Origin of the sequence: Kosakonia quasisacchari (assembly GCF_004331415.1) — a bacterium.
In the GTDB taxonomy this organism is placed as follows: domain Bacteria; phylum Pseudomonadota; class Gammaproteobacteria; order Enterobacterales; family Enterobacteriaceae; genus Kosakonia; species Kosakonia quasisacchari.
Genome location: NZ_SJOP01000013.1, coordinates 60,218 through 82,987, shown reverse-complemented (window position 1 = coordinate 82,987; position 22,770 = coordinate 60,218). Strand labels below are relative to the sequence as shown.

Genomic DNA, 22,770 nt, shown 5'->3' with positions numbered 1-22,770 from the left:
AGTGATGACGTTTTCCGCTACGGCGCGAAGAGTTTATGGTGCTGCTGGTCGAATCTGACCTGTTATAGGCGAAAATCATTCTGGAAGCGCTGCGGCAAAAAATTGCCACGTTGACGGTTAAAGTATCACCGGCACAACGCTTTTCGAATACTGTGGCGTTGGCGTCGCCGAGTTCGATTACCACCCGGATGACAAGTAATTGAATGATAAAGCGATCTCTATGTTGCTAAAATCCACGGGCGCAATCGTATTGAAACCAAGCTAATTTGATGCTGCTTTTGCAGCCATAAAAAAACCGGGCTTATATCGCCCGGTTTTTAGAAGTGAACCGCAGAGATTAATGTGCCGCTTCCGGTTTGTGCTTCTGTGCACTCAGGAAGCCGTACTCCAGCTCATTTTTCTCTTTATTCAACGTTACCGTGACCTGGCCACCATCAACCAGTGACCCGAACAGCAGTTCGTTAGCCAGTGGTTTTTTCAGGTTGTCCTGGATAACACGCGCCATTGGACGAGCGCCCATTGCACGGTCATATCCTTTCTCTGCCAGCCAGTCGCGAGCTTCCTGGCTGACTTCCAGCGATACGCCTTTCTGATCCAACTGCACCTGAAGTTCGACAATAAATTTGTCGACCACCTGATGGATCACATCTGTAGACAAGTGATCGAACCAGATAATGTTATCCAGGCGGTTGCGGAACTCCGGTGTAAAGATCTTTTTAATCTCTTCCATCGCATCGGTGCTGTTATCCTGGTGGATAAGGCCGATAGATTTGCGCTCGGTTTCACGCACCCCAGCGTTGGTGGTCATGACCAGCACCACGTTACGGAAATCGGCTTTGCGCCCGTTGTTATCGGTCAGCGTTCCATTATCCATCACCTGCAACAGCAGGTTAAAGACGTCCGGATGCGCTTTTTCGATTTCATCAAGCAGCAGCACCGCGTGCGGATGTTTGATCACCGCGTCGGTCAACAGACCACCCTGATCAAAACCCACATAGCCTGGAGGCGCACCAATCAAACGGCTGACAGTATGACGTTCCATATATTCGGACATGTCAAAACGCAGCAGTTCAATGCCTAGCGCTTTCGACAGCTGCACTGTCACCTCAGTTTTACCTACGCCGGTTGGGCCAGCAAACAGGAAGGAACCAACCGGTTTATGGTCTTGCCCCAGCCCTGCACGGCTCATTTTGATGGCTTCGGTTAATGCCTCAATGGCTTTATCCTGGCCAAACACCAGCATTTTCAGCCGATCGCCAAGGCTCTTCAGCGTGTCACGGTCGCTCTGAGAAACACTCTTCTCAGGAATACGCGCGATACGGGCCACCACCGATTCGATATCCGCCACGTTAACGGTTTTCTTACGTTTGCTCACCGGCATCAAACGCGCACGCGCACCCGCTTCGTCGATAACATCAATCGCTTTATCCGGCAGATGGCGATCATTGATATATTTCACCGCCAGCTCTACCGCCGCGCGCACCGCTTTCGCCGTATAACGCACATCGTGGTGCGCTTCATATTTCGGTTTCAGGCCGTTGATAATCTGCACCGTTTCCTCAACGGACGGCTCAGTGATATCAATTTTCTGGAAGCGACGCGCCAGGGCACGATCTTTTTCAAAGATATTGCTGAATTCCTGATAGGTGGTGGAACCCATCACGCGAATTTTACCGCTGGAAAGCAGCGGCTTGATGAGGTTTGCAGCATCTACTTGCCCGCCAGACGCAGCGCCCGCACCGATGATGGTATGGATCTCATCGATAAACAGAATGCTGTTATTGTCCTGCTCAAGTTGTTTCAGCAGCGCCTTGAAACGTTTTTCGAAATCACCACGATATTTGGTCCCGGCCAGTAAAGAACCGATGTCCAGCGAGTAAATTGTGCAATCAGCCATAATTTCCGGCACGTCACCCTGCACAATACGCCATGCCAGCCCTTCAGCAATGGCGGTTTTACCCACACCGGATTCACCCACCAGCAACGGGTTGTTTTTACGACGACGACACAGAACTTGAATCGCACGCTCAAGCTCTTTACCACGGCCAATCAGCGGGTCGATTCCTCCCACACGAGCAAGCTGATTAAGGTTGGTGGTGAAGTTTTCCATACGTTCCTCCCCTCCTGCCTGCTCTTCGCTGTTCACCTGCCCGCTACTGCTGCCAGTGGCGTCAGATGATGGGCCTGGCTCGTCTTTACGCGTGCCGTGAGAGATAAAGTTCACCACGTCAAGGCGGCTTACTTCATGTTTACGCAGCAGATAAGCCGCTTGCGACTCCTGCTCGCTAAAAATGGCAACCAGCACGTTCGCACCAGACACTTCGCTGCGCCCGGATGACTGAACGTGAAACACCGCGCGCTGAAGAACACGCTGGAAGCTGAGCGTCGGCTGCGTGTCGCGCTCCTCTTCACTCATGGGTAGAACGGGTGTGGTTTGTTCGATGAAGGCTTCGAGTTCCTGTCGCAGCGCCACCAGGTCCACTGAACACGCTTCCAGCGCTTCGCGGGCAGATGGGTTACTGAGCAGTGCCAGTAACAAGTGCTCGACGGTCATAAACTCATGTCGGTGCTCGCGCGCTCTGGCGAAAGCCATGTTTAAACTGAGTTCCAGTTCTTGATTGAGCATAGGCACCTCCCCCAAGTTTTATACCTGCATTCAGGCTCTTTCCAGCGTACACAGCAACGGATGCTCGTTCTCCCTTGCGTACTTGTTCACCATTGCGACTTTCGTCTCGGCAACCTCGGCGGTGAAAACACCACAAATGGCCCTGCCGTGATAGTGAACCGTAAGCATCAGTTGCGTTGCACGTTCTACATCATAAGAAAAGAACTTTTGTAGCACGTCAATAACAAATTCCATTGGCGTGTAATCATCGTTCATTAACATAACTTTATACATGGATGGCGGTTTTAGCGCATCGCGCAGTTTATCTTCCGCCAATTGGTCGAAATCCAGCCAGCTATTACTCTTACCCATCGTTAGCGTTTCATCTTAGGTTACAGTTTCCGGCAGCGTTTAATCGGCCGATTACATGAGTCTAGATGTATTTTCAATCTACATCAGATGTCAGATAACAATCATCTATCGTTGTCATTCGCGACGGCTGTCACATTCCTTTGTAATAGCGTTAACTGCTTCAAAATTTTGATGCGCCGCCTCCCAGAACCCCTGCCAAATGCTTGACGCGTTATACGAATTATCTAAATTGTACAGTCGAGAGTTGGCGAGGTTTTGAACAGCCCGCTAGCTCTACCACCGGTTCATTCCATCTTACTTAAATAAGATTTACGAAGGATGTCGAAGCATGGAAACGGGTACTGTTAAGTGGTTCAACAATGCCAAAGGGTTTGGTTTTATCTGCCCTGAAGGCGGCGGCGAAGATATCTTCGCGCATTACTCCACCATTCAAATGGATGGTTACAGAACGTTAAAAGCCGGGCAGACTGTCCGGTTTGATGTACACCAAGGCCCTAAAGGCAATCATGCCAGCGTCATCGTGCCCGTAGAAGTGGAAGCCATGGCCTGAAGCCTGTTATCACATTGTGTACATGCCGCAGTCAAAATGCCAGCCCAATCGGCTGGCATTTTTATTACTCGCGAGCCAGTGCATCCACCGGGTCCAGCCGTGCGGCATTACGCGCAGGCAACCAACCAAACAGCACACCGGTAAACGTCGAACACAAAAACGCAGTTAATAGCGCCACCGGCGAAAAGCCAATCTCCCAGCCTGGTAAAAAGAGCTGCAACGTAAAGGCAATCAGCATGGATAGCGTGACGCCGAGCGCGCCACCAACAAGGCAAACAAATACCGCCTCAATCAGAAACTGCGACAAGACATCGCCGGCCCGGGCGCCAACTGCCATCCTGATGCCAATCTCTCGAGTCCGCTCGGTGACCGATACCAGCATAATATTCATTACGCCGATACCGCCAACCAGCAACGAAATGACCGCCACCAGCGTCAAAAACAGCTGAAGAGTACGTGTGGTCTTTTCTGCCGTTTTCAAGACCCCGTCCATATTCCAGACGAAGAAATCTTTCTTACCGTGGCGCAAGCTGAGCAACCGCGTAAGCTGCTGTTCCGCCTGTTCGCTGCTGTAGCCCTCATTCACCCGCACCGTAATTGAGTTTAACCAGGACTGCCCCATAATACGCCCGGAGATGGTGCTATACGGCAGCCAGACCCGCAGGATCTTGCTGCTGCCAAACATCGACTGCTTCTCCTCCGCCACGCCAATCACCGTCGCGGGCATGTTGCCAACCAGGATCACCTCACCGACCACGCTGACTTTATTGGGGAATAACTGACGACGGGCGTTGCTGTCGAGCACCACCACCTGCGCACGGCCTTTGAGCTGCTCCTCGTTAAACGAAGCCCCTTCGCTGAACGTCATACCATACACATTAAAATATTGCCCGCTCACGCCATTGGCGCTCGCCGCCACATCAATATTGCCGTAGCGCAAACGCAGATTTTGTGAAACGGCAGGGGTGGCAGATTTTACCCAGGGCTGTTTTTGAATCGCCTGCAAATCATCATATTTCAGTGCCTGCTGGTATTGCGGCTCGTCGTCACCAAAATCTTTGCCGGGATAGACATCGATAGTGTTGGTGCCTATTGAGCGAATATCCGCCAGCACCAGCTGTTTAGCGGCATCACCGACCACCACAATTGATACCACCGACGCAATACCGATAATAATGCCGAGCATGGTCAGAAAGGTGCGCATTTTATTGGCCGCCATGGCGCGCCAGGCCATGGTCAGCGCTTCCTGAAAACGGCTGACGAACTGCCGCCAGCCCCCGGCTTGCGTCATTACTGCATCATGGTTCGCGGGCGAGGCGGCTTCCGTTTTGGCTGGCGGATTACTGATTATCTCGCCATCACGAATTTCAATTACCCGCTCCGCCTGCGCAGCAATTTGCGGGTCGTGAGTCACGATAATTACCGTATGTCCGCGATCACGCAGCTGATGCAGGATTGCCATCACCTCTTCGCCAGAGTGGCTATCGAGCGCGCCGGTCGGTTCATCGGCCAGAATCACCTGCCCACCATTCATTAACGCGCGGGCAATACTCACGCGCTGCTGCTGGCCACCAGAAAGCTGCGACGGCTGATAATCAGCCCGCTCACCCAATCCTAAGCGGGTCAGTAATACTTTTGCGCGCTCCAGCCGCGCTTTGCGTTCCGTCCCCGCATACACCGCCGGAACCTCGACATTCTGCGCGGCCGTCAAATGAGAAAGCAGATGATAACGCTGAAAGATAAAACCGAAATGTTCGCGGCGCAGCTGTGCAAGCTGGTCGCTACTGAGCAACGACACATCCGTTCCCGCCACCCGGTAAGTGCCGCTGGTGGGTTTATCCAGGCAACCCAGAATGTTCATCAGCGTGGATTTACCGGAGCCGGATGCACCAACAATCGCCACCATTTCGCCCGCATTAATGCGCAGCGTGATGCCTTTTAGCACCTCGACCTGTCCGTCACCGGACGGGTAACTGCGGCGGATATTATTCAGATCCAGCAATGCGGTCATTGCGCCGCTCCACTTTTCTCGCCAATCACCACTTCTTCGCCCGCATCCAGGCCTTTCGTTACCACCACTTCCGTATCATTGCGTGCACCCAACGTCACCTCGCGCTCGCGGGTTTCGCCATTACGTAGCACCTTCACTTTGTAACGGTTATCCCCCACCGGATCGCCAAGCGCCGCCAGCGGAATAGTGATCACATTTTTCAGGCCGGTCAGTTGGATATGTACCTGCGCGGTCATATCAAGGCGCAGCACACCCTCCGGGTTTGGCACTTCAAAGCGCGCATAGTAAAAAATCGCATCGTTGACCTTTTCTGGCGTTGGCAGGATATCTTTCAGCTCGCCTTCATAGCGCGTTCCCGGATCGCCCAGCACGGTGAACCACGCTTTTTGCCCAGGTTTGAGGTGTATGACATCCGCTTCGGAAACCTGCGCTTTCACCAGCATCGTGCTCATATCGGCCAGCGTCAGGATGTTCGGTGCTTGTTGCACGGCAATCACCGTCTGGCCCTGCAACGTGGTAATTTGCGTCACTTCACCAGCCATCGGCGCAAGAATGCGTGTGTAATCAAGATTGGTTTTTGCGGTATCCAGCGTTGCCTGGTTGCGTTTGATCTGGGCATCAATGGTACCGATTTGCGCTTCTTTTACCGCCACATCCGTCGCCGAGGTGTCCAGATCCTGACGGGAGATCAAATTGCTTTTCACCAGTTGCTGCTGGCGCGCTAACGTCACCTGCGCCAGCTTCAATTCAGCCTGCGCCTGACGGCGCTGCGCCCGCAGTTCCATTAAGGTCGCATCCACTTCCTTGATTTGGTTTTCCGCCTGATCGGGGTCGATCACGCCCAGGAGCTGATCTTTCTTTACCTTGTCGCCGATATTCACCGACAGCGTTTTTAACTGACCATTTACCTGAGCGCCAACATCAACTTTACGAAGCGCATCCAGCTTCCCGGTCGCCAGCACGCTTTGTTGTAATTCACCCGGCCGCACAATCAGCGTCTGATACTGGACAACAGGAGCATTGAGTTTGCCCCACAACCAAAACGCCGCCAGTAAAACAACTACTGCCAGCACAATCATTACCGTCCTGCGTTTTCCCTTCAGTTTCATAAAAATCCCAGATAATCGGACATGCAGTTTATAGAGACCAATCTTAACTAAACAAAACATCAACGAAACAAAAAATTCGCATTTCCTCCATCATTCATTTAGATGGCATTGAGAGAGGAGCTGTTGAAATTGCGGCATGCTCGTCACATCACGGATTTCAACATGTCCACCATCGTTCAAGCTACTCATACTGAACTGCCTTTGCCAAAAACCGCCGGGCAGCTTTTTCGTTGTTTATTTTCCGGCGAATTGATGCCGGGCCGCGCCTGGCAGAACCCGGCATATCGTCGCAAATTTTTGCTGCGCTCGTTGACCACACCGGTCAGCACCGCCAGCTATCTGACTCACCTGGCCCAGCAACCCCTCCTGGCGCAGATGCTGCACGTTCAACCCGGGCTACCGTGCCGGTTACATCGCCCTTGGCTGTCAATCAATATGAACCGCACGCAAACGGCACAAGCTATATGCTGGCACTATGAAAATATGATTCGCCTGTTGCCCGCCGCGCTTATCAACAGCTATCTCAGCAAACCCGGCCTCACGCTGGCCGTGCTGACCGGTAAAGATGAGCAGGCCTATTCGCTGCGGTTGCGTTCAGATTTCATGCTGGATAAAGAGGGCGAAGCGACACTGGTTTTCTGCGATGCCCAAGGTACCGTGCTGGCGGCTCTCACCTTTACTTTGTGCCAATTCGCTGGCAAAACCACGCTCTATATTGGTGGGCTGCAAGGCGCAAAAGCGCATGTTCCGCATGAGGCGATTCAGATAGCGACCAAAGCGTGTCATGGGCTATTCCCGAAACGTCTGCTGGTGGAAACTGCCATGACGATGGCGAAATTTCTGCAAGTGGAAGAGATCCGCGCCGTCAGCAATGAAACGCATATCTACCGCAACGCCCGTTATCGCAAGAAAAAACAGGGGCTGCTGCATGCCGATTACAACAGCTTCTGGGAATCGCTGGGTGCCGTTGCCGACCAGCACGGCGACTTTATGTTGCCGCTGGTGATGCCGCGCAAACCGATGGAAGAGATCGCCAGCAAAAAGCGTTCTGAGTATCGCCGCCGCTACGAGCTGCTCGACAGCCTGCAGGCACAGACTGCCGCTCACTGCCAGAACTAATCTGCCCGTCCGCGTGCCAGCCACAGCACGCGGGAAAACATTTTCCGAAAGAGATGCGGCACCGACTCCACGCCGCGCCTTCCGGCTTCCAGCGCAACTTCAATTGCCAGATCCGGTTTTGACGAACGGTGAATCGCTTTGATAATCACACGCCGCATATTCATCGACACATTTTCTGGTAACTGTGCGACGCGGTGATAGACATCCGCGAACCCTTCGCGATACATAAAATGCTCCATATCCAGCGCCGGAAGTTCAGTCAAATGTTCGCGCGTCTGATCCCTGTCGTTATCGAGCAGGCTGCGCACGGTAGCGGCATACTTCTTCCCGGCTTCGTCACCATCGACTAGTACATGCCATTCAATGCCCATACGGCGCGCAAACTTAATCAGCGGCTTTAAGCCTGACTGGGCAAACTCAATAATTTTCACCCCTTCGGCATCGAAATGATGGCCGCACTGGCGCGCCAGCTCATTGATAACCCAGTTCTCTGTCTCCCCTTCCACCAGCAACCAGCAGCGGGCAAACAGGGAAGAAGGCCGGTTAACGCGAATATGAAACGCAATGCGCCGCCCATCTTCGGCACTTAAACCGCCTGGGCCAAGACGCCAGGCCGCCACACGCGAAGACTCACGCACCAGGCGACAAACATGTTCAACCGGTGTTAACGACAGCAGCTCACCGGAGTTGGTGGTGGTTATCTTTTGTAACGGCAGCAAGTTCAGCAACTGCCAGGCCACAGAGAGCATGATCGGATGCAGCCGCGTTTCCGGATCTTCCACCAGCAATAGCGGCCGCGCGTCACGGTCGAGGTGTACCGAACCTTTCGCCTGCAACAATGTGGCGAAAAACCCCAGCAGAATAACCCGGTACATTCGCCCGCCGGGCTTATCGATCATGCGGTTGATAATGTCGAGATAGCGCCAGCTGCGTTGCTCGTCATGAGAGCGACGGCGCATCAAGCGCTGGTGTGAAGCGCCACTGCCCTGCTCAGCAAAATAGTGCTCCAGTAATTGCACCATCGCCGACAGCCCGTGGCGTATCTGCGCGTCGGTTAAATTTTGCGGGCGGGAGATTAATTCGTGGGAGAGGAAATCAAGCTGACGCGCCGTGTTTTCCAGCAACGGCGTGTCCGGCACGCTGCCGTTACGAATGCGGCGCATAAAGCGTGCATCACGAAGCCGCAGTACCGGCATCAGCCGCACCAGGTGGCGGGCACTCTCATCAATGTCCTCCAGCGGCAGCAAATCCCCCTGAGCATCGAGAAAACCGCGTAGCGTCATTACGCTGCCATCGTCGGAAAGCTCACCTTCGTGCCGGTAGAACAGACGGCGATAACCGTCATTACTGGCGACCCAACAATCTGCCAACGGTCGATAACGCCGCGTGCGGTAACGTCCGGGTTCGGACTCGCGGAAAGTCAGAATAATATGCAGATGATGTTCTCGTCCTTGCAGATCCCCCGGCGGGAACCAAAAATCATCGCGGACAAAATGGTAGAGATCCGTTTCCGGTGACAGCAGCAGGGTTAACGCGTCCAACAGGCTTGATTTACCCCAGGCATTTTCACCAATTAGCACGTTGTTCTGCTCAAGCATCAGCGATAAACGATTAATGCCACGAAAGCCGACAATTTCCACACGCTCCAGAATCATTCTTCCTCCGGCATCTCTGGGCTTTTCCGTCTATTCTTTAAGAAGTATAGCGGGACGAAAAGCGGCAGAACACGCGCTAAGTGCAAAACTTTATTGAAATATATTCGATTATTCCGTCGTTGTTATATTTAAAAAGATCAACAGCATCATTTAAAAGCATATCACTCTAATTTTTTAATTTAAGATGAAACTTAGCACCAATAAAAAGCAATAACTTACGATTAATTATCCACATTAAATCAATTTACTGGATTTTATAACTCGTCTTTTTATTTTGTTATTCCGAAAATATGCACGCTTTTATTCACGCATCCATTGATGTCTGACACACGGCACGGGCCTGTACCCGTTTCTGTTTTTTATCGAGGTGGCTATGTTTAGAAAATTAGCGGCGGAATGTTTTGGCACATTCTGGCTAGTGTTTGGCGGCTGCGGCAGCGCAGTGCTGGCGGCGACGTTTCCGCAAACCGGCATAGGTTTTGCTGGCGTCGCGCTGGCGTTCGGTTTAACGGTCATGACCATGGCATTTGCCGTCGGGCATATTTCTGGCGGTCATTTTAATCCGGCAGTCACACTCGGCCTGTGGGCTGGTGGCCGTTTTCCGGCAAAAGAGGTTGTGGGATATATTCTTGCGCAACTTGTTGGTGGCATTATTGCCGCAGCAGTACTCTATTTGATTGCCAGCGGTAAAAGTGGTTTCGATGCGGCGACCAGCGGTTTCGCCTCCAACGGTTACGGAGAACATTCGCCAGGACATTACTCAATGTATTCCGCCATGATTATTGAGATTGTCCTGACCTGCGGTTTCTTGCTGGTGATTCACGGTGCGACAGATAAAAATGCCCCTACTGGCTTTGCGCCCATCGCCATCGGCCTGGCGCTGACGTTAATCCATTTAATTAGCATCCCGGTCACCAACACCTCCGTCAACCCGGCGCGCAGCACCGCTGTGGCGATTTTTCAGGGTGGCTGGGCGTTAGAGCAATTATGGTTGTTCTGGGTGATGCCGATTATCGGCGGCATCCTCGGGGGCGTTATCTACCGCACACTGCTGGAAAAACGCACGTAATATAAAGACCCGGTTTTATGCCGGGTCTTTTGCATGATCTTTCTCATTTTTTCGCAGCTTTACTCATTTTCCACCTTTGGGTAGTGTGTTCCCCGGTGTTTTCACTTTGCAAGGATTCGGGCGCTTCATGCTTTCAGGATTGTTAATTATTCTTCTGCCGTTGGTCATCGGTTATCTTGTTCCCCTGCGTCACACTGCGGCGCTCAAACTTATCAATAAATTACTTAGCTGGATTGTCTACCTGATCCTCTTTTTTATGGGGATAAGCCTTGCTTTTCTGGATAATCTCAGCGCGAATTTACTGGCGATACTGCATTATTCTGCGGTCAGCGTGGTGGTGATCCTGCTGTGTAACGCCGCTGCGCTGCTGTGGCTGGAGCGCACGCTGCCGTGGCATCACCGACACCAACAAGAAAAATTGCCTTCGCGCATTGCGATGGCGCTGGAATCCCTGCGTCTGTGCGGTGTGGTGGTTATCGGTTTCGCCATTGGTCTTTCCGGGCTGACGTTTTTACGCTATGCCACGGAAGCCAGTGAATATACGCTTATCTTCCTGTTGCTGTTGGTGGGTATTCAGTTGCGTAACAGCGGGATGACACTGAAACAGATTGTCCTCAACCGTCGTGGGATGATTATTGCCGTGGTAGTTGCCGTCAGTTCGCTGATTGGCGGTGTAATTAATGCGCTGATCCTCGGCTTGCCGCTGAAAACGGGCCTTGCGATGGCATCGGGATTTGGCTGGTACTCGTTGTCGGGCATCCTGCTCACCGAGTCGTTCGGGCCGGTGATCGGCAGTGCTGCTTTCTTTAACGATCTGGCGCGCGAGTTAATTGCCATCATGCTGATCCCCGGCCTGGTCCGCCAAAGCCGTTCTACCGCGCTTGGGTTATCGGGGGCGACATCGATGGACTTCACCCTGCCGGTACTTCAGCGCTCCGGTGGCCTGGAGCTGGTGCCCGCCGCCATTGTGCACGGTTTTATTCTCAGCTTGCTTGTGCCGCTATTAATGGCCTTTTTCTCTGCCTGATACTTCAATTGGCGGTAGATGTCTGCCGCCAAACTTGCGCTAAATCAATATCCCCTTAAATTGCCGACAAAATCGCTTTTAAGCCTCCCGACAGCAGCATAATCTTAAACATGCATTTAAAATATAACTTTAACATAAAGGTGTGACCATGTTTTGTGTGCAATGTGAACAAACCATCCGAACTCCGGCGGGCAACGGCTGTGCGTACGCGCAGGGGATGTGCGGTAAAACCGCTGAAACCTCCGACCTGCAGGATCTACTGATTGCCGCGTTACAAGGGCTCTCCGCCTGGGCCAGCAAAGCACGTGATTACGATCTGATTGACCACGAGATCGATAACTTCGCGCCGCGCGCCTTCTTCTCTACCCTCACCAACGTTAACTTCGATTCCGTGCGTATTGTCGGCTACGCGCGCGAGGCGATTGCCAAACGTGAAGCACTGAAAGCACTCTGCCTCGCTATTGATCCGAATGCCCACGTCGATAACCCGATGGCCGACCTGCAACTGGTCAGCGACGATCTTGGCGAATTGCAGCGCCAGGCGGCGGAATTCACACCGAACAAAGATAAAGCGACGATTGGCGAAAACATCCTTGGCCTGCGTCTGCTCTGCCTGTACGGCCTGAAAGGCGCGGCGGCCTACATGGAACACGCCCATGTGCTGGGCCAGTACGACAACGATATCTACGCCCGTTACCACAAAATCATGGCGTGGCTGGGAACCTGGCCTGCCGATATGAATGCCCTGCTCGAATGTTCAATGGAAATTGGCCAGATGAACTTCAGCGTGATGAGCATTCTGGATGCCGGTGAAACCAGCACTTACGGCCACCCGACTCCTACCCAGGTCAACGTCAAAGCCGTTGCCGGTAAATGCATCCTGATTTCCGGTCACGACCTGAAAGATCTCTACAACTTGCTGCAACAAACCGAAGGCACCGGCGTAAACGTCTATACCCACGGTGAAATGCTGCCTGCACACGGCTACCCGGAACTGCGCAAATTCAAACATCTGGTCGGTAACTACGGCAGCGGCTGGCAGAACCAGCAGGTAGAATTCGCCCGCTTCCCGGGCCCAATCGTCATGACGTCAAACTGCATTATCGACCCGACCGTCGGTTCTTATGACGACCGTATCTGGACGCGCAGCATCGTCGGCTGGCCGGGTGTTAACCATCTGGAAGGTGACAATTTCGCCCCGGTGATCCGCCAGGCACAGCAGATGTCCGGCTTCCCGTTCAGCGAAATCGAACACCTGATCACCGTCGGTTTTGGTCGCCAGACGCTGCTTGGCGCAGTGGATACACTGATTGATCTGGTGAGCCGTGAAAAACTACGCCACGTCTTCCTGGTCGGTGGCTGTGACGGCGCGCGCGGTGAGCGCAACTACTTTACCGATTTCGCCACCCAGGTGCCGGATGACTGCCTGATCCTGACGCTGGCCTGCGGGAAATACCGCTTCAACAAACTCGACTTTGGCAATATTGAAGGGCTGCCGCGCCTGATTGATGCAGGTCAGTGTAACGATGCTTATTCGGCCATCATTCTGGCAGTAACGCTGGCGGAAAAACTGGGCTGCGGCGTTAACGATCTGCCGCTGTCACTGGTGCTCTCCTGGTTCGAGCAAAAGGCGATTGTCATCCTGCTGACCCTGCTTTCGCTCGGGGTGACAAATATTGTCACCGGGCCGACGGCACCGGGCTTCCTGACACCGGACCTGCTGGCCGTGCTGAATGAGAAATTCGGCCTGCGCCAGGTCACGACTGTGGAACAGGATATGCAGCAGTTGCTGAGCGCGTAAGGAGCTAACTATGACCATGCCAACCCCTCAATGCTCGTGGCGTATGCAGGTTCACCATATCCAGCAAGAAACGCCGGATGTCTGGACACTGTCGCTGTTGTGCCACGATTACTACCCGTATCGCGCCGGGCAATATGCGCTGGTGAGTATCCGCAACAGTGCGGATACGCTGCGGGCCTACACCCTTTCTTCGACGCCGGGCGTTAGCGAATACATTACGCTGACCGTACGCCGTATTGATGATGGCGCAGGTTCTCAGTGGCTGACACGGGAGGTAAAACGCGGCGATTATCTGTGGCTTTCCAATGCGCAGGGAGAATTCACCTGCGATAACGAACCGAACGATAAGCTGTTGCTGCTGGCGGCAGGGTGCGGCGTGACGCCGATTATGTCAATGCGCCGCTGGCTGGCACATTACCGTCCGCATGCCGATGTGCAGGTGATCTTTAACGTGCGTTCGCCGGAAGATGTAATTTTTGCCAACGAATGGCGTGATTACCCGGTCACGCTGGTAGCAGAAAATAACGCTACGGCGGGTTTTGCCTCCGGTCGTCTGAGCCGCGAACTGCTGAGCCAGGTGCCGGAACTGGCGGCACGCACGGTAATGACCTGCGGCCCGGCGCCGTATATGGATTGGGTAGAAAACGAAGCCAAAGCGCTTGGCGTGACGCGTTTCTTTAAGGAGAAATTCTTTACGCCGGTGGCGGAAGCCGCAACCAACGGGCTAAAATTCAGCAAGCTTTCACCGATGAAAACCTTCTATGCACCGGTAGGCAGCACGCTGCTGGATGCGCTGGAAAGCAATAGAATGCCGGTCAATGCCGCATGCCGCGCCGGTGTCTGCGGGTGCTGTAAAACGCAGGTGGTCTCTGGTGAATACACCGTCAGCAGCACCATGACACTAACGGAACAAGAGATTGCCGATGGCTTCGTGCTGGCCTGCTCCTGCCACCCGCAAGGTGATTTAGTTCTGGCATAATCCGCAATAAAAAAGCGCCCCTCATCTGAAGGGCGCTTTTCCCAAAACCGTTTACTTCCAGGCCGGTGCGACGGAGTAACGACCCGCGCCAATAAACGCAACCACCAGCGCCGCAATAAAGTAATAAACCATACTCTCAATCGCCCAGGCACCGGTCGCATCCAGAGACCCGGTTTTACCTACACCAACCAGCAGCCAGGCCACAATCATGGTGAATGCCAGCCCCAGCGCAGCAGGACGCGTCAGTACACCGAGAATAATCAGGATCGGGCACAGCACCTCACCAATCAGCACGCCATAAGCGATAAAACCAGGAAACCCTTTCGCCACCAGCATCCCTGCAATCCCATCAATACCGCCAATTAATTTATGCAGCCCGTGAAATAGCATCAGCCCGCCAACCATCAAACGCAGCAGCAAGCGGCCAAAATCTTCATGCGAAAACATCTTATTAACTGAGTTTAACAATGATTTAACCATTTGAAATGATTCCTGTTTTCATCGACATGTATCAGACTATTCCGATCTGTAACAAAAATAAACCCCTGTTTTATAAAAGCTCATTCTAAATCCGCTTTGTGACGCATTCATTGTCTAAGCTTGTAAGCAAGATCACAAAAAGGAGCGTCGTAGATGAAACAGACAGTGGCTGCGTATATCGCCAAAACGCTTGAGCAAGCAGGCGTAAAAAGAATTTGGGGTGTAACCGGAGATTCCCTTAACGGCTTAAGTGACAGCCTGAACCGCATGGGTACTATCGACTGGATGCCAACCCGTCATGAAGAAGTTGCTGCCTTTGCCGCTGGCGCAGAAGCGCAACTGACCGGCGAGCTGGCCGTCTGCGCAGGTTCGTGCGGGCCAGGAAACCTGCATTTAATTAACGGTTTGTTCGATTGCCACCGCAACCATGTTCCGGTACTGGCGATTGCCGCACATATCCCTTCCAGCGAGATCGGCAGCGGCTATTTCCAGGAAACGCATCCTCAGGAGCTGTTCCGCGAATGCAGCCACTACTGCGAGCTGGTGTCTAACCCGGAACAGATCCCGCAGGTGCTGGCGATTGCCATGCGCAAAGCCATTCTCAATAAAGGCGTGTCGGTGGTGGTGCTGCCGGGCGATGTGGCGCTGAAACCTGCGCCGGAAAGCGCCAGCAGCCACTGGTACAGTGCGCCGCAGCCAGTTGTTACCCCCACGGAGCAGGAGTTGCACAAGCTGGCGCAGCTGCTGCGCTATTCCAGTAACATTGCGCTGATGTGCGGTAGCGGCTGCGCCGGGGCGCATAAAGAGTTACTGGCGTTTGCCGGCAAGCTAAATGCCCCGATTATTCACGCCATGCGCGGAAAAGAGCATGTGGAATACGACAACCCTTTTGACGTGGGAATGACGGGGTTAATTGGCTTCTCGTCGGGTTTCCATACCATGATGAATGCCGACACGCTGGTGCTGCTCGGCACCCAATTCCCTTACCGCGCGTTTTACCCCACCGACGCGAAGATCATCCAGATCGACATTAACCCGGCGAGTATCGGCGCGCACAGCAAAGTAGACATGGCGCTGGTCGGTGATATCAAAGCTACCCTTGCCGCCCTGTTACCGCTGCTTGAAGCCAAAACCGACCGCAAATTCCTCGATAAAGCGCTGGAGGATTACCGCGAGGCGCGCAAAGGGCTGGATGATTTGGCAAAACCCAGCGACAAAGCGATTCATCCACAATATCTGGCACAGCAAATCAGCCACTTCGCTGACGATGACGCCATTTTCACCTGCGATGTCGGCACGCCAACCGTCTGGGCCGCGCGTTACCTAAAAATGAATGGCAAACGCCGTCTGATTGGTTCCTTTAACCACGGTTCGATGGCAAATGCCATGCCACAAGCGTTGGGCGCGCAAGCCACATTCCCACAACGGCAAGTGGTTGCACTCTGTGGCGATGGCGGTTTTAGCATGCTGATGGGTGATTTCCTGTCGGTAGTGCAGATGAAACTGCCGCTGAAAATTATCGTTTTTAATAACAGCGTGCTCGGTTTTGTGGCGATGGAGATGAAAGCCGGCGGCTACCTGACAGACGGCACAGAACTGCACGACACCAACTTTGCGCGTATCGCCGAGGCCTGTGGTATTATCGGTATTCGCGTCGAAAAATCGGCCGATGTTGACGAGGCTCTGCAACGCGCGTTCTCTATTGACGGCCCGGTGCTGGTGGATGTCACCGTCGCGAAAGAAGAGCTAGCGATCCCGCCGCAAATCAAGCTGGAACAGGCCAAAGGCTTTAGCCTCTATATGATGCGCGCCATCATCAGCGGGCGCGGCGATGAGGTGATCGAACTGGCGAAAACCAACTGGCTCAGGTAAAACAGAGGGCATTACCCATCGTAAGATAAGGAAATGCCGTGATCGATTTACGCAGTGATACCGTAACCCGCCCGAGCCGCGCCATGCTGGAACAGATGATGGCCGCCCCGGTCGGGGACGACGTTTACGGTGACGACCCAACGGTCAATGAACTGCAACGTTACGCCGCCGAACTCAGCGGTAAAGAGGCAGCGCTGTTTTTGCCGACCGGCACCCAGGCCAACCTGGTCGCCCTGCTCAGCCACTGCGAACGCGGTGAAGAGTACATTGTCGGCCAGGGGGCGCATAACTATCTCTACGAAGCGGGTGGCGCGGCGGTGCTTGGCAGCATCCAGCCGCAACCGATCGATGCCGCCGCCGATGGTACGCTGCCGCTGGATAAAGTCGCGGCGAAAATCAAAGCCGATGACATTCACTTCGCTCGTACCAAACTGCTGAGCCTCGAAAACACCCACAACGGCAAAGTGTTGCCGCGCGACTACCTGCGACAGGCGTGGGAATTTACCCGCGAACGCGGATTGTCGCTGCATGTTGATGGTGCGCGCATCTTTAATGCGTTGGTGGAATATGACTGCGAACTGAAAGAAATAGCCCAATATTGCGACTCGTTCACCATTTGCCTGTCGAAAGGTCTCGGTACGCCGGTGGGTTCCCTGCTGGTCGGCGACAAAGCGTATATTACCCGCGCTAACCGCTGGCGCAAAATGACCGGCGGCGGGATGCGCCAGGCCGGGATCCTTGCGGCGGCGGGCCTTTATGCATTACAGCACAACGTCGCGCGGTTGAAAGAGGACCATGAGAATGCCGCGTGGCTGGCTGCACAACTAAAAGAGATTGGCGCAGACGTAATGCGCCACGACACCAATATGCTGTTTATCCGTGTGGGCGATAACGCACAAGCGTTGGGCGCGTATCTGCGCGAGCGCGGTGTGTTGATCAACGCCTCGCCAGTGGTGCGCCTGGTCACGCATCTGGATGTTAATCGTCAGCAACTGGAAGAAGTGGTTCGCCACTGGCAGACCTTTTTACAGCACTAAGGAGCGGAACGTGGCGCAGCGGATCCTGGTGCTTGGTGCCAGCGGGTATATCGGACAAAGACTGGTCGAAGCGCTCAGCCAGCAAGGTCATCAGGTCAACGCGGTCGCGAGAAATTTAACTCGCCTGCAAAAGCAGCAGTTGCCGGGTGTAAGTTGCCATAGCATTGATCTCTGGTGGCCACAGGATCTGCCCGCGTTACTGCACGATGTCGATACGCTCTATTATCTGGTGCACAGCATGGGCGAAAGTGGCAATTTCGTCTCCCATGAGCGGCAAATCGCGTTGAATGTGCGTGACGCCCTGCACGGCTCGTCGGTTAAGCAGGTTATCTTTCTCAGTTCGTTACAGGCGAAGGGGGTAACGAATTCTGACCACCTGCTGGCCCGGCAATACACCGGCGATCTGCTGCGCGCGGCGGGCATTCCCGTTACCGAGTTACGCGCCGGAATCATTGTTGGCGCAGGTTCCGCCGCGTTCGAAGTGATGCGCGACATGGTATTTAACCTGCCAGTGTTAACACCGCCGCGCTGGGTGCGTTCGCGCACCACACCCATTGCGCTGGAAAACTTACTGCATTATCTGGTCGAGTTGCTTCAGCACCCTGCGCAGGAACACCGGGTGTTTGAAGCCGCCGGGCCGGAAGTGCTGAGCTATCAGCAGCAGTTCGATCACTTTATGCGTGTAAGCGGCGTTCATCGCCCGCTGATCCCGATTCCACTCCCCACCCGGCTGATTTCCGTCTGGTTTTTACACCTCATCACGTCTGTGCCGCCGACGATTGCCAAAGCGTTAATTCAGGGTTTAAAGCACGATCTGCTGGCGGATGATACTGAGTTGCGCCGGTTGATTCCGCAGACGCTAATTCCTTTTGATGATGCAGTTCGCCGCACCTTGCGGGAAGAGGAAAAGCTGGTTAACTCCAGCGACTGGGGCTACGACCCGCAGGCGTTTTCCCGCTGGCGTCCGCAATACGGTTACTACCCAAAGCAAGCGGGTTACACGGTGAAAACCTCAGCCAGCCCGGCCGCATTATGGGAAGTGGTGAACCGCATCGGCGGTAAAGAGCGCTACTTTTTTGGCAACCTGCTGTGGCAAACCCGCGCAGTGTTGGATCATTTGATAGGCCACAAACTGCCACGCGGGCGACCCGAACGCCCGTTTTTGCAAACCGGCGACACGGTAGACAGTTGGAAAGTGATTATTGTCGAACCAGAGCAACAACTGGCGCTACTGTTTGGCATGAAGGCACCGGGGCTTGGGCGGCTCAGCTTTACGCTGACCGATAAAGGCGATCACCGGCTGCTGGATGTCCGGGCATGGTGGCATCCGCACGGTATGCCAGGACTGTGGTACTGGTTATTGATGTTCCCGGCGCATCTGTTTATTTTTCGCGGCATGGCGCAGCGTATTGCCCGCCTGGCAGAACAAAATAGAGAAAAAGTCTGAGCTTAACCGCTTTTCTTTTCGTCATCCCATTGCATCAGAGCGTAATTCACGGAAGAATGCCCGCGATAAAGGCTTTTCAACACAATGGATCGATATGAAAGTACTGGTCACGGGCGCAACCAGCGGTTTAGGCCGAAACGCGGTCGAGTATTTGCGGCAAAAAGGAATTAGCGTTCGGGCGACGGGTCGTAACGAAGCCATGGGCAAATTACTCAGCAAAATGGGCGCTGAATTTGTGCATGCCGATCTGACCGAGCTGGTCTCCTCTCAGGCAAAAGTGATGCTTGCCGGGATCGACACGCTGTGGCACTGCTCAAGCTTCACATCACCATGGGGTACGCAGGAAGCGTTTGACCTGGCGAATGTGCGCGCGACTCGCCGTCTCGGTGAGTGGGCCGTTGCCTGGGGCGTGCGCAACTTTATTCATATCTCCTCCCCTTCGCTCTATTTTGACTATCACCATCATCGCGATATCAGAGAAGACTTTCGCCCTGTGCGTTTCGCCAACGAATTTGCCCGCAGCAAAGCGGCCGGGGAACAGGTGATCGATCTGCTGGCGCAGGCGAACCCCAACACCCGTTTCACCATTTTGCGCCCGCAAAGTCTCTTTGGCCCGCACGATAAAGTCTTCATCCCGCGCCTGGCGCAGATGATGCACCACTACCGCAGCGTGTTGCTGCCGCGCGGCGGCGAAGCGCTGGTGGATATGACCTATTACGAAAACGCCGTGCATGCGATGTGGCTCGCCAGCCAGCCCCAGTGCGATAAGCTGCCTTCCGGGCGGGCGTACAACATTACCAACGGCGAGCCGCGCTCGCTGCGCAGCATCGTGCAGACGTTAATCGACGAACTGGGTATTCACTGCCGTATTCGCTCGGTGCCATACGCAATGCTGGACATGATGGCGCGCAGCATGGAGCATTTCGGCGATAAACGCGCCAAAGAGCCTGCATTCACCCATTATGGCGTGTCGAAGCTCAATTTTGATTTCACGCTGGATATCAGCCGCGCTCAGCAGGAACTGGGTTATACGCCGATAGTGACGCTGGATGAAGGCATCAAACGCACGGCGTACTGGTTAAAAGACCACGGAAAACTGCACCGCTAAATGATTCAAAACGGGCCGGATTTGACGTCAGAAATTTTCTGCCCGCTTTTATCGATATAGAACCACTCACCGCCGACCAGAGCGGTATGCTCGCCGTCCTTTTGCGGTTTGCAGCCGTTGCACACCAGCGCTTTGCCCTCTTTAAACTGCCAGGCATAATCAAATTGCGGCGCAATGCGATTGCGGAAATTGTCATCCCAGTAGCCCACTTTACCGTTCTGGCGCGATCGCACCAGCCCTTCAACAAACCAGTCAGGGCCATTATCAAAGTGAACAACGGGAAGGTAACTGTCCGGCGAACGCACATAATAATCGGCATCCATCAACCCGGCGGCGCGCATATAGTCATACAGACCGACCCACGACATGCCCTCGACATCACTGGTTTTCGCAAACAACGCTGGCAAGAACCTGAGCTTACCCTCTTCCACTTCAACGCATTTATCGAGTTTTTCCACGTTATCCGTAGATTTATCCCAGTAAGCACAGCTAAACACCGTCACCGGGTTTGGCGCGGCATGGGCAGAAAAAGCCACCATCAGCAGCACGCCTGATATGATGCGAAACCTCATCTCCATTGACCTCGTCATAAAAAAACAGTGGGCATTACCCCGCCTGGCCATATTTTTCCAGTAATGCCTCGGCAATCGCCAGGCTTTCAGCATCGGCAATGCCGTTCCAGAGCCCCGGACGGAAATGCATTTGGAACGCCATGATTACCCTTTTTTGCTCTGCAGGCGACATTTGCGGTTTCACGTCGTAGCCATATCGCGCCAGTAAATCAAGCAAAGAAGCCGTATCTACCGGCTCATGCGCAGAACGGCCATTCAAGTAAAACGCCACACGCTGCGCATCCGGCCAGGCACCAATCCCCTGGGAAAACAGCATTTGCCACGGGAACAACGGGCCGGGATCGTCTTTACGCTGCGGCGCAATATCCGCATGTGCGACGACATTTTGCGGCGCAATGTTGTAGCGCGAGATTATATCTTTTACCAGAGGAATCAATGCATTAATTTGCGCGGGCGCAAAAGGTGCGAATTGTTTTCCGCCAGCGTTACGTTGCCAGCCGCGATTTTCCAGTTCAATGCCTATAGAGGTGTCATTGATGCGTGTCGCGCCGCGCCAGAAACTTGCCCCTGCGTGCCAGGCTAACTCCTGCTCTGGCACCAGTTGCCAGATTCGCGGTTTACCGTGATGCAGCGGTGGATCCGCCGGGATCAGGTAATGCGCACTCACCTGTTTATCCGTCAAGGTGGCCAGTGAAACGTCAAAATCATCGGCGGTGTAGTGAATAACAAGCACTTTAATACGCGGATACGCCGCCTGCGCTTGTCGCCGGGTATCAAGCTGATAGCCATTTTTATCAATAATGCCTTTTTCACTGGCGCAACCTGCGAGCAGGAGTGCCAGCAACAGTAATGCGATGTTTTTCATGCCCGCGTTTTCACCGCCGTACCGCTGACACATACCATCAGCATACTGCCGTCTTTGCCCACCGTTTCGTAATCAACATCAATGCCTACCACCGCATTCGCCCCCAGCGCTTTTGCCTGATCGCCAAGTTCGCGAAACGCGATCTCACGGGCCTTGCGTAACTCTTTCTCATAAGCGCCGGAGCGACCGCCGACGATATCGCGGATACCGGCAAAGAAGTCACGAAAAATATTCGCCCCGAGAATCGCTTCTCCGGTAACGACTCCGCAGTACTCGACAATCGGCTGCCCTTCCAGCGTCGGCGTGGTTGAAAACTGCATAGGTTTCTCCTTTTAGCGTTCAATGCGTTACGCCACACATTATCAGATCAATACACTATTCTTGAAAGGTCGTGACTTCTGAAGAGAAATAAGGAAATCAATATGCGCTATTCAGTTTTGACTCTCACCTTGCCATGCGCGCTGCTGTTAAGCGCGTGCACCACGGTAACTCCAGCATTCAAGGATACGGGCGCGCGCGTGGGCCCGTGTGTGGAAGGCGGCCCGGATTCCGTTGCACAGCAATTTTACGACTACCGCATCGCTCATCCCGGTAATAACTGGACTGCGCTGCGTCCCTATCTGAGCGATGATCTGAGCAAGATGCTCACCGCAGCCAGCCGTGATTCGCGCAATGCCACGCTTTTAAAAGCGGATCCGTTCTCCAGCCGCAACGTCACACCTGAAAAGGCTGACGTCGCCAGCGCATCGACCATTCCGAATACCGATGCACGGAATATTCCGCTGCGCGTCACGCTTAGTAAAGGTGACCAAAGCTGGCGGGATGAAGTGCTGATGATCCGTGAAGGCCAGTGTTGGGCGGTAGACGATGTACGCTATCTCGGCGGTACCGTTCATGCGCCTGCCGGAACGCTACGTCAGTCGGTAGAACATCGGTGATTATTTCATGCTGCAATAGATAACCCCCGTAAAATGTCTGGCATTCCGCAATGAATGCCGACATTTATGCCTGGTTCCCGCGCCGCTCGGTATTTTGTGCTAACTTTATGTAGGAACTTGGTTTATTTTTAAGTTTTAACGCACAAATATTGCA

At 53.8% G+C, this 22,770-nt stretch carries 20 protein-coding genes; 11 read left to right on the top strand and 9 right to left on the bottom strand.

What is annotated here, in order from left to right:
- Positions 1 to 337 precede the first annotated feature (337 nt).
- Both clpA and clpS read right to left on the bottom strand, forming a co-directional pair.
- Positions 338 to 2,626: an ATP-dependent Clp protease ATP-binding subunit ClpA gene (clpA, locus tag E0L21_RS15245; protein WP_131410929.1), complete on the bottom strand. Its 2,289-nt coding sequence runs from the start codon at positions 2,624 to 2,626 to the stop codon at positions 338 to 340.
- 30 nt (positions 2,627 to 2,656) lie between these two features.
- Positions 2,657 to 2,977 (bottom strand): ATP-dependent Clp protease adapter ClpS, encoded by a 321-nt coding sequence (clpS, locus tag E0L21_RS15240; protein WP_017456164.1) that lies wholly within the window; start codon positions 2,975 to 2,977, stop codon positions 2,657 to 2,659.
- Positions 2,978 to 3,305: 328 nt separating this feature from the next.
- Here clpS and cspD point away from each other — a divergent pair, with 328 nt between their 5' ends.
- Positions 3,306 to 3,527 carry a cold shock-like protein CspD gene (gene cspD / locus E0L21_RS15235; RefSeq protein WP_007374119.1) on the top strand — a complete coding sequence of 74 codons (222 nt, stop codon included), beginning with the start codon at positions 3,306 to 3,308 and terminating at the stop codon, positions 3,525 to 3,527.
- Positions 3,528 to 3,591: 64 nt separating this feature from the next.
- Here the strand turns inward: cspD and macB are convergent, their stop codons facing one another.
- Entirely contained in the window at positions 3,592 to 5,538 is a 1,947-nt protein-coding gene (macB, locus tag E0L21_RS15230; protein WP_131410927.1) for a macrolide ABC transporter ATP-binding protein/permease MacB, read from the bottom strand.
- Positions 5,535 to 6,647, bottom strand: a complete 1,113-nt coding sequence (gene macA, locus E0L21_RS15225; protein WP_131410925.1) for a macrolide transporter subunit MacA — start codon at positions 6,645 to 6,647, stop codon at positions 5,535 to 5,537. Before macA ends, macB begins: the two co-directional genes overlap by 4 nt.
- Positions 6,648 to 6,809: 162 nt before the next feature.
- On the opposite strand from macA, the gene E0L21_RS15220 reads away from it, so the two are divergent.
- Positions 6,810 to 7,766 carry a VirK/YbjX family protein gene (locus E0L21_RS15220; protein WP_131410923.1) on the top strand — a complete coding sequence of 319 codons (957 nt, stop codon included), beginning with the start codon at positions 6,810 to 6,812 and terminating at the stop codon, positions 7,764 to 7,766.
- On the opposite strand, the gene E0L21_RS15215 is transcribed toward E0L21_RS15220, so the two are convergent.
- Positions 7,763 to 9,421 (bottom strand): ATP-dependent endonuclease, encoded by a 1,659-nt coding sequence (locus tag E0L21_RS15215; protein WP_131410921.1) that lies wholly within the window; start codon positions 9,419 to 9,421, stop codon positions 7,763 to 7,765. The two genes, E0L21_RS15220 and E0L21_RS15215, sit on opposite strands and share 4 nt — an antisense overlap.
- 373 nt (positions 9,422 to 9,794) lie before the next feature.
- Between E0L21_RS15215 and aqpZ the strand changes: the two genes are divergently transcribed.
- From aqpZ to hcr, 4 genes are all read left to right on the top strand, one after another.
- Positions 9,795 to 10,490, top strand: a complete 696-nt coding sequence (gene aqpZ, locus E0L21_RS15210; protein ID WP_131410919.1) for an aquaporin Z — start codon at positions 9,795 to 9,797, stop codon at positions 10,488 to 10,490.
- A gap of 127 nt (positions 10,491 to 10,617) precedes the next feature.
- The gene (locus tag E0L21_RS15205) at positions 10,618 to 11,517 is read left to right on the top strand and encodes a lysine exporter LysO family protein (RefSeq protein ID WP_131410917.1); all 900 of its coding nucleotides are present in this window, start codon (positions 10,618 to 10,620) and stop codon (positions 11,515 to 11,517) included.
- 148 nt (positions 11,518 to 11,665) lie between these two features.
- Complete coding sequence (gene hcp, locus E0L21_RS15200; protein WP_131410915.1) at positions 11,666 to 13,318, top strand: hydroxylamine reductase; 1,653 nt, start codon at positions 11,666 to 11,668, stop codon at positions 13,316 to 13,318.
- 10 nt (positions 13,319 to 13,328) lie between these two features.
- Positions 13,329 to 14,297 (top strand): NADH oxidoreductase, encoded by a 969-nt coding sequence (gene hcr / locus E0L21_RS15195; RefSeq protein WP_131410913.1) that lies wholly within the window; start codon positions 13,329 to 13,331, stop codon positions 14,295 to 14,297.
- 51 nt (positions 14,298 to 14,348) lie between these two features.
- Here the strand turns inward: hcr and E0L21_RS15190 are convergent, their stop codons facing one another.
- Positions 14,349 to 14,777: a DoxX family protein gene (locus E0L21_RS15190; RefSeq protein WP_131410911.1), complete on the bottom strand. Its 429-nt coding sequence runs from the start codon at positions 14,775 to 14,777 to the stop codon at positions 14,349 to 14,351.
- A 153-nt stretch (positions 14,778 to 14,930) separates the two neighbouring features.
- Here E0L21_RS15190 and poxB point away from each other — a divergent pair, with 153 nt between their 5' ends.
- From poxB to E0L21_RS15170, 4 genes are all read left to right on the top strand, one after another.
- Entirely contained in the window at positions 14,931 to 16,649 is a 1,719-nt protein-coding gene (gene poxB / locus E0L21_RS15185; protein ID WP_131410909.1) for a ubiquinone-dependent pyruvate dehydrogenase, read from the top strand.
- Between the two features lie 38 nt (positions 16,650 to 16,687).
- Entirely contained in the window at positions 16,688 to 17,686 is a 999-nt protein-coding gene (gene ltaE / locus E0L21_RS15180) for a low-specificity L-threonine aldolase (RefSeq protein ID WP_131410907.1), read from the top strand.
- Positions 17,687 to 17,696: 10 nt separating this feature from the next.
- A complete protein-coding gene (locus E0L21_RS15175) occupies positions 17,697 to 19,133 on the top strand; it encodes an SDR family oxidoreductase (protein ID WP_131410905.1) in 1,437 nt (478 codons plus the stop codon).
- A gap of 94 nt (positions 19,134 to 19,227) precedes the next feature.
- Positions 19,228 to 20,241 carry an NAD-dependent epimerase/dehydratase family protein gene (locus tag E0L21_RS15170; protein ID WP_131410903.1) on the top strand — a complete coding sequence of 338 codons (1,014 nt, stop codon included), beginning with the start codon at positions 19,228 to 19,230 and terminating at the stop codon, positions 20,239 to 20,241.
- A gap of 5 nt (positions 20,242 to 20,246) precedes the next feature.
- On the opposite strand, the gene E0L21_RS15165 is transcribed toward E0L21_RS15170, so the two are convergent.
- From E0L21_RS15165 to E0L21_RS15155, 3 genes are read right to left on the bottom strand one after another with little or no spacing between them, the layout of a single operon-like run.
- Complete coding sequence (locus tag E0L21_RS15165) at positions 20,247 to 20,813, bottom strand: WG repeat-containing protein (RefSeq protein ID WP_235855246.1); 567 nt, start codon at positions 20,811 to 20,813, stop codon at positions 20,247 to 20,249.
- Between the two features lie 34 nt (positions 20,814 to 20,847).
- Positions 20,848 to 21,678 (bottom strand): N-acetylmuramoyl-L-alanine amidase, encoded by an 831-nt coding sequence (locus E0L21_RS15160; RefSeq protein ID WP_131410899.1) that lies wholly within the window; start codon positions 21,676 to 21,678, stop codon positions 20,848 to 20,850.
- Entirely contained in the window at positions 21,675 to 21,998 is a 324-nt protein-coding gene (locus E0L21_RS15155) for a heavy metal-binding domain-containing protein (RefSeq protein ID WP_131410897.1), read from the bottom strand. Before E0L21_RS15155 ends, E0L21_RS15160 begins: the two co-directional genes overlap by 4 nt.
- A gap of 102 nt (positions 21,999 to 22,100) precedes the next feature.
- Between E0L21_RS15155 and E0L21_RS15150 the strand changes: the two genes are divergently transcribed.
- The gene (locus E0L21_RS15150; protein ID WP_131410895.1) at positions 22,101 to 22,616 is read left to right on the top strand and encodes a lipoprotein; all 516 of its coding nucleotides are present in this window, start codon (positions 22,101 to 22,103) and stop codon (positions 22,614 to 22,616) included.
- Positions 22,617 to 22,770: the final 154 nt, after the last annotated feature.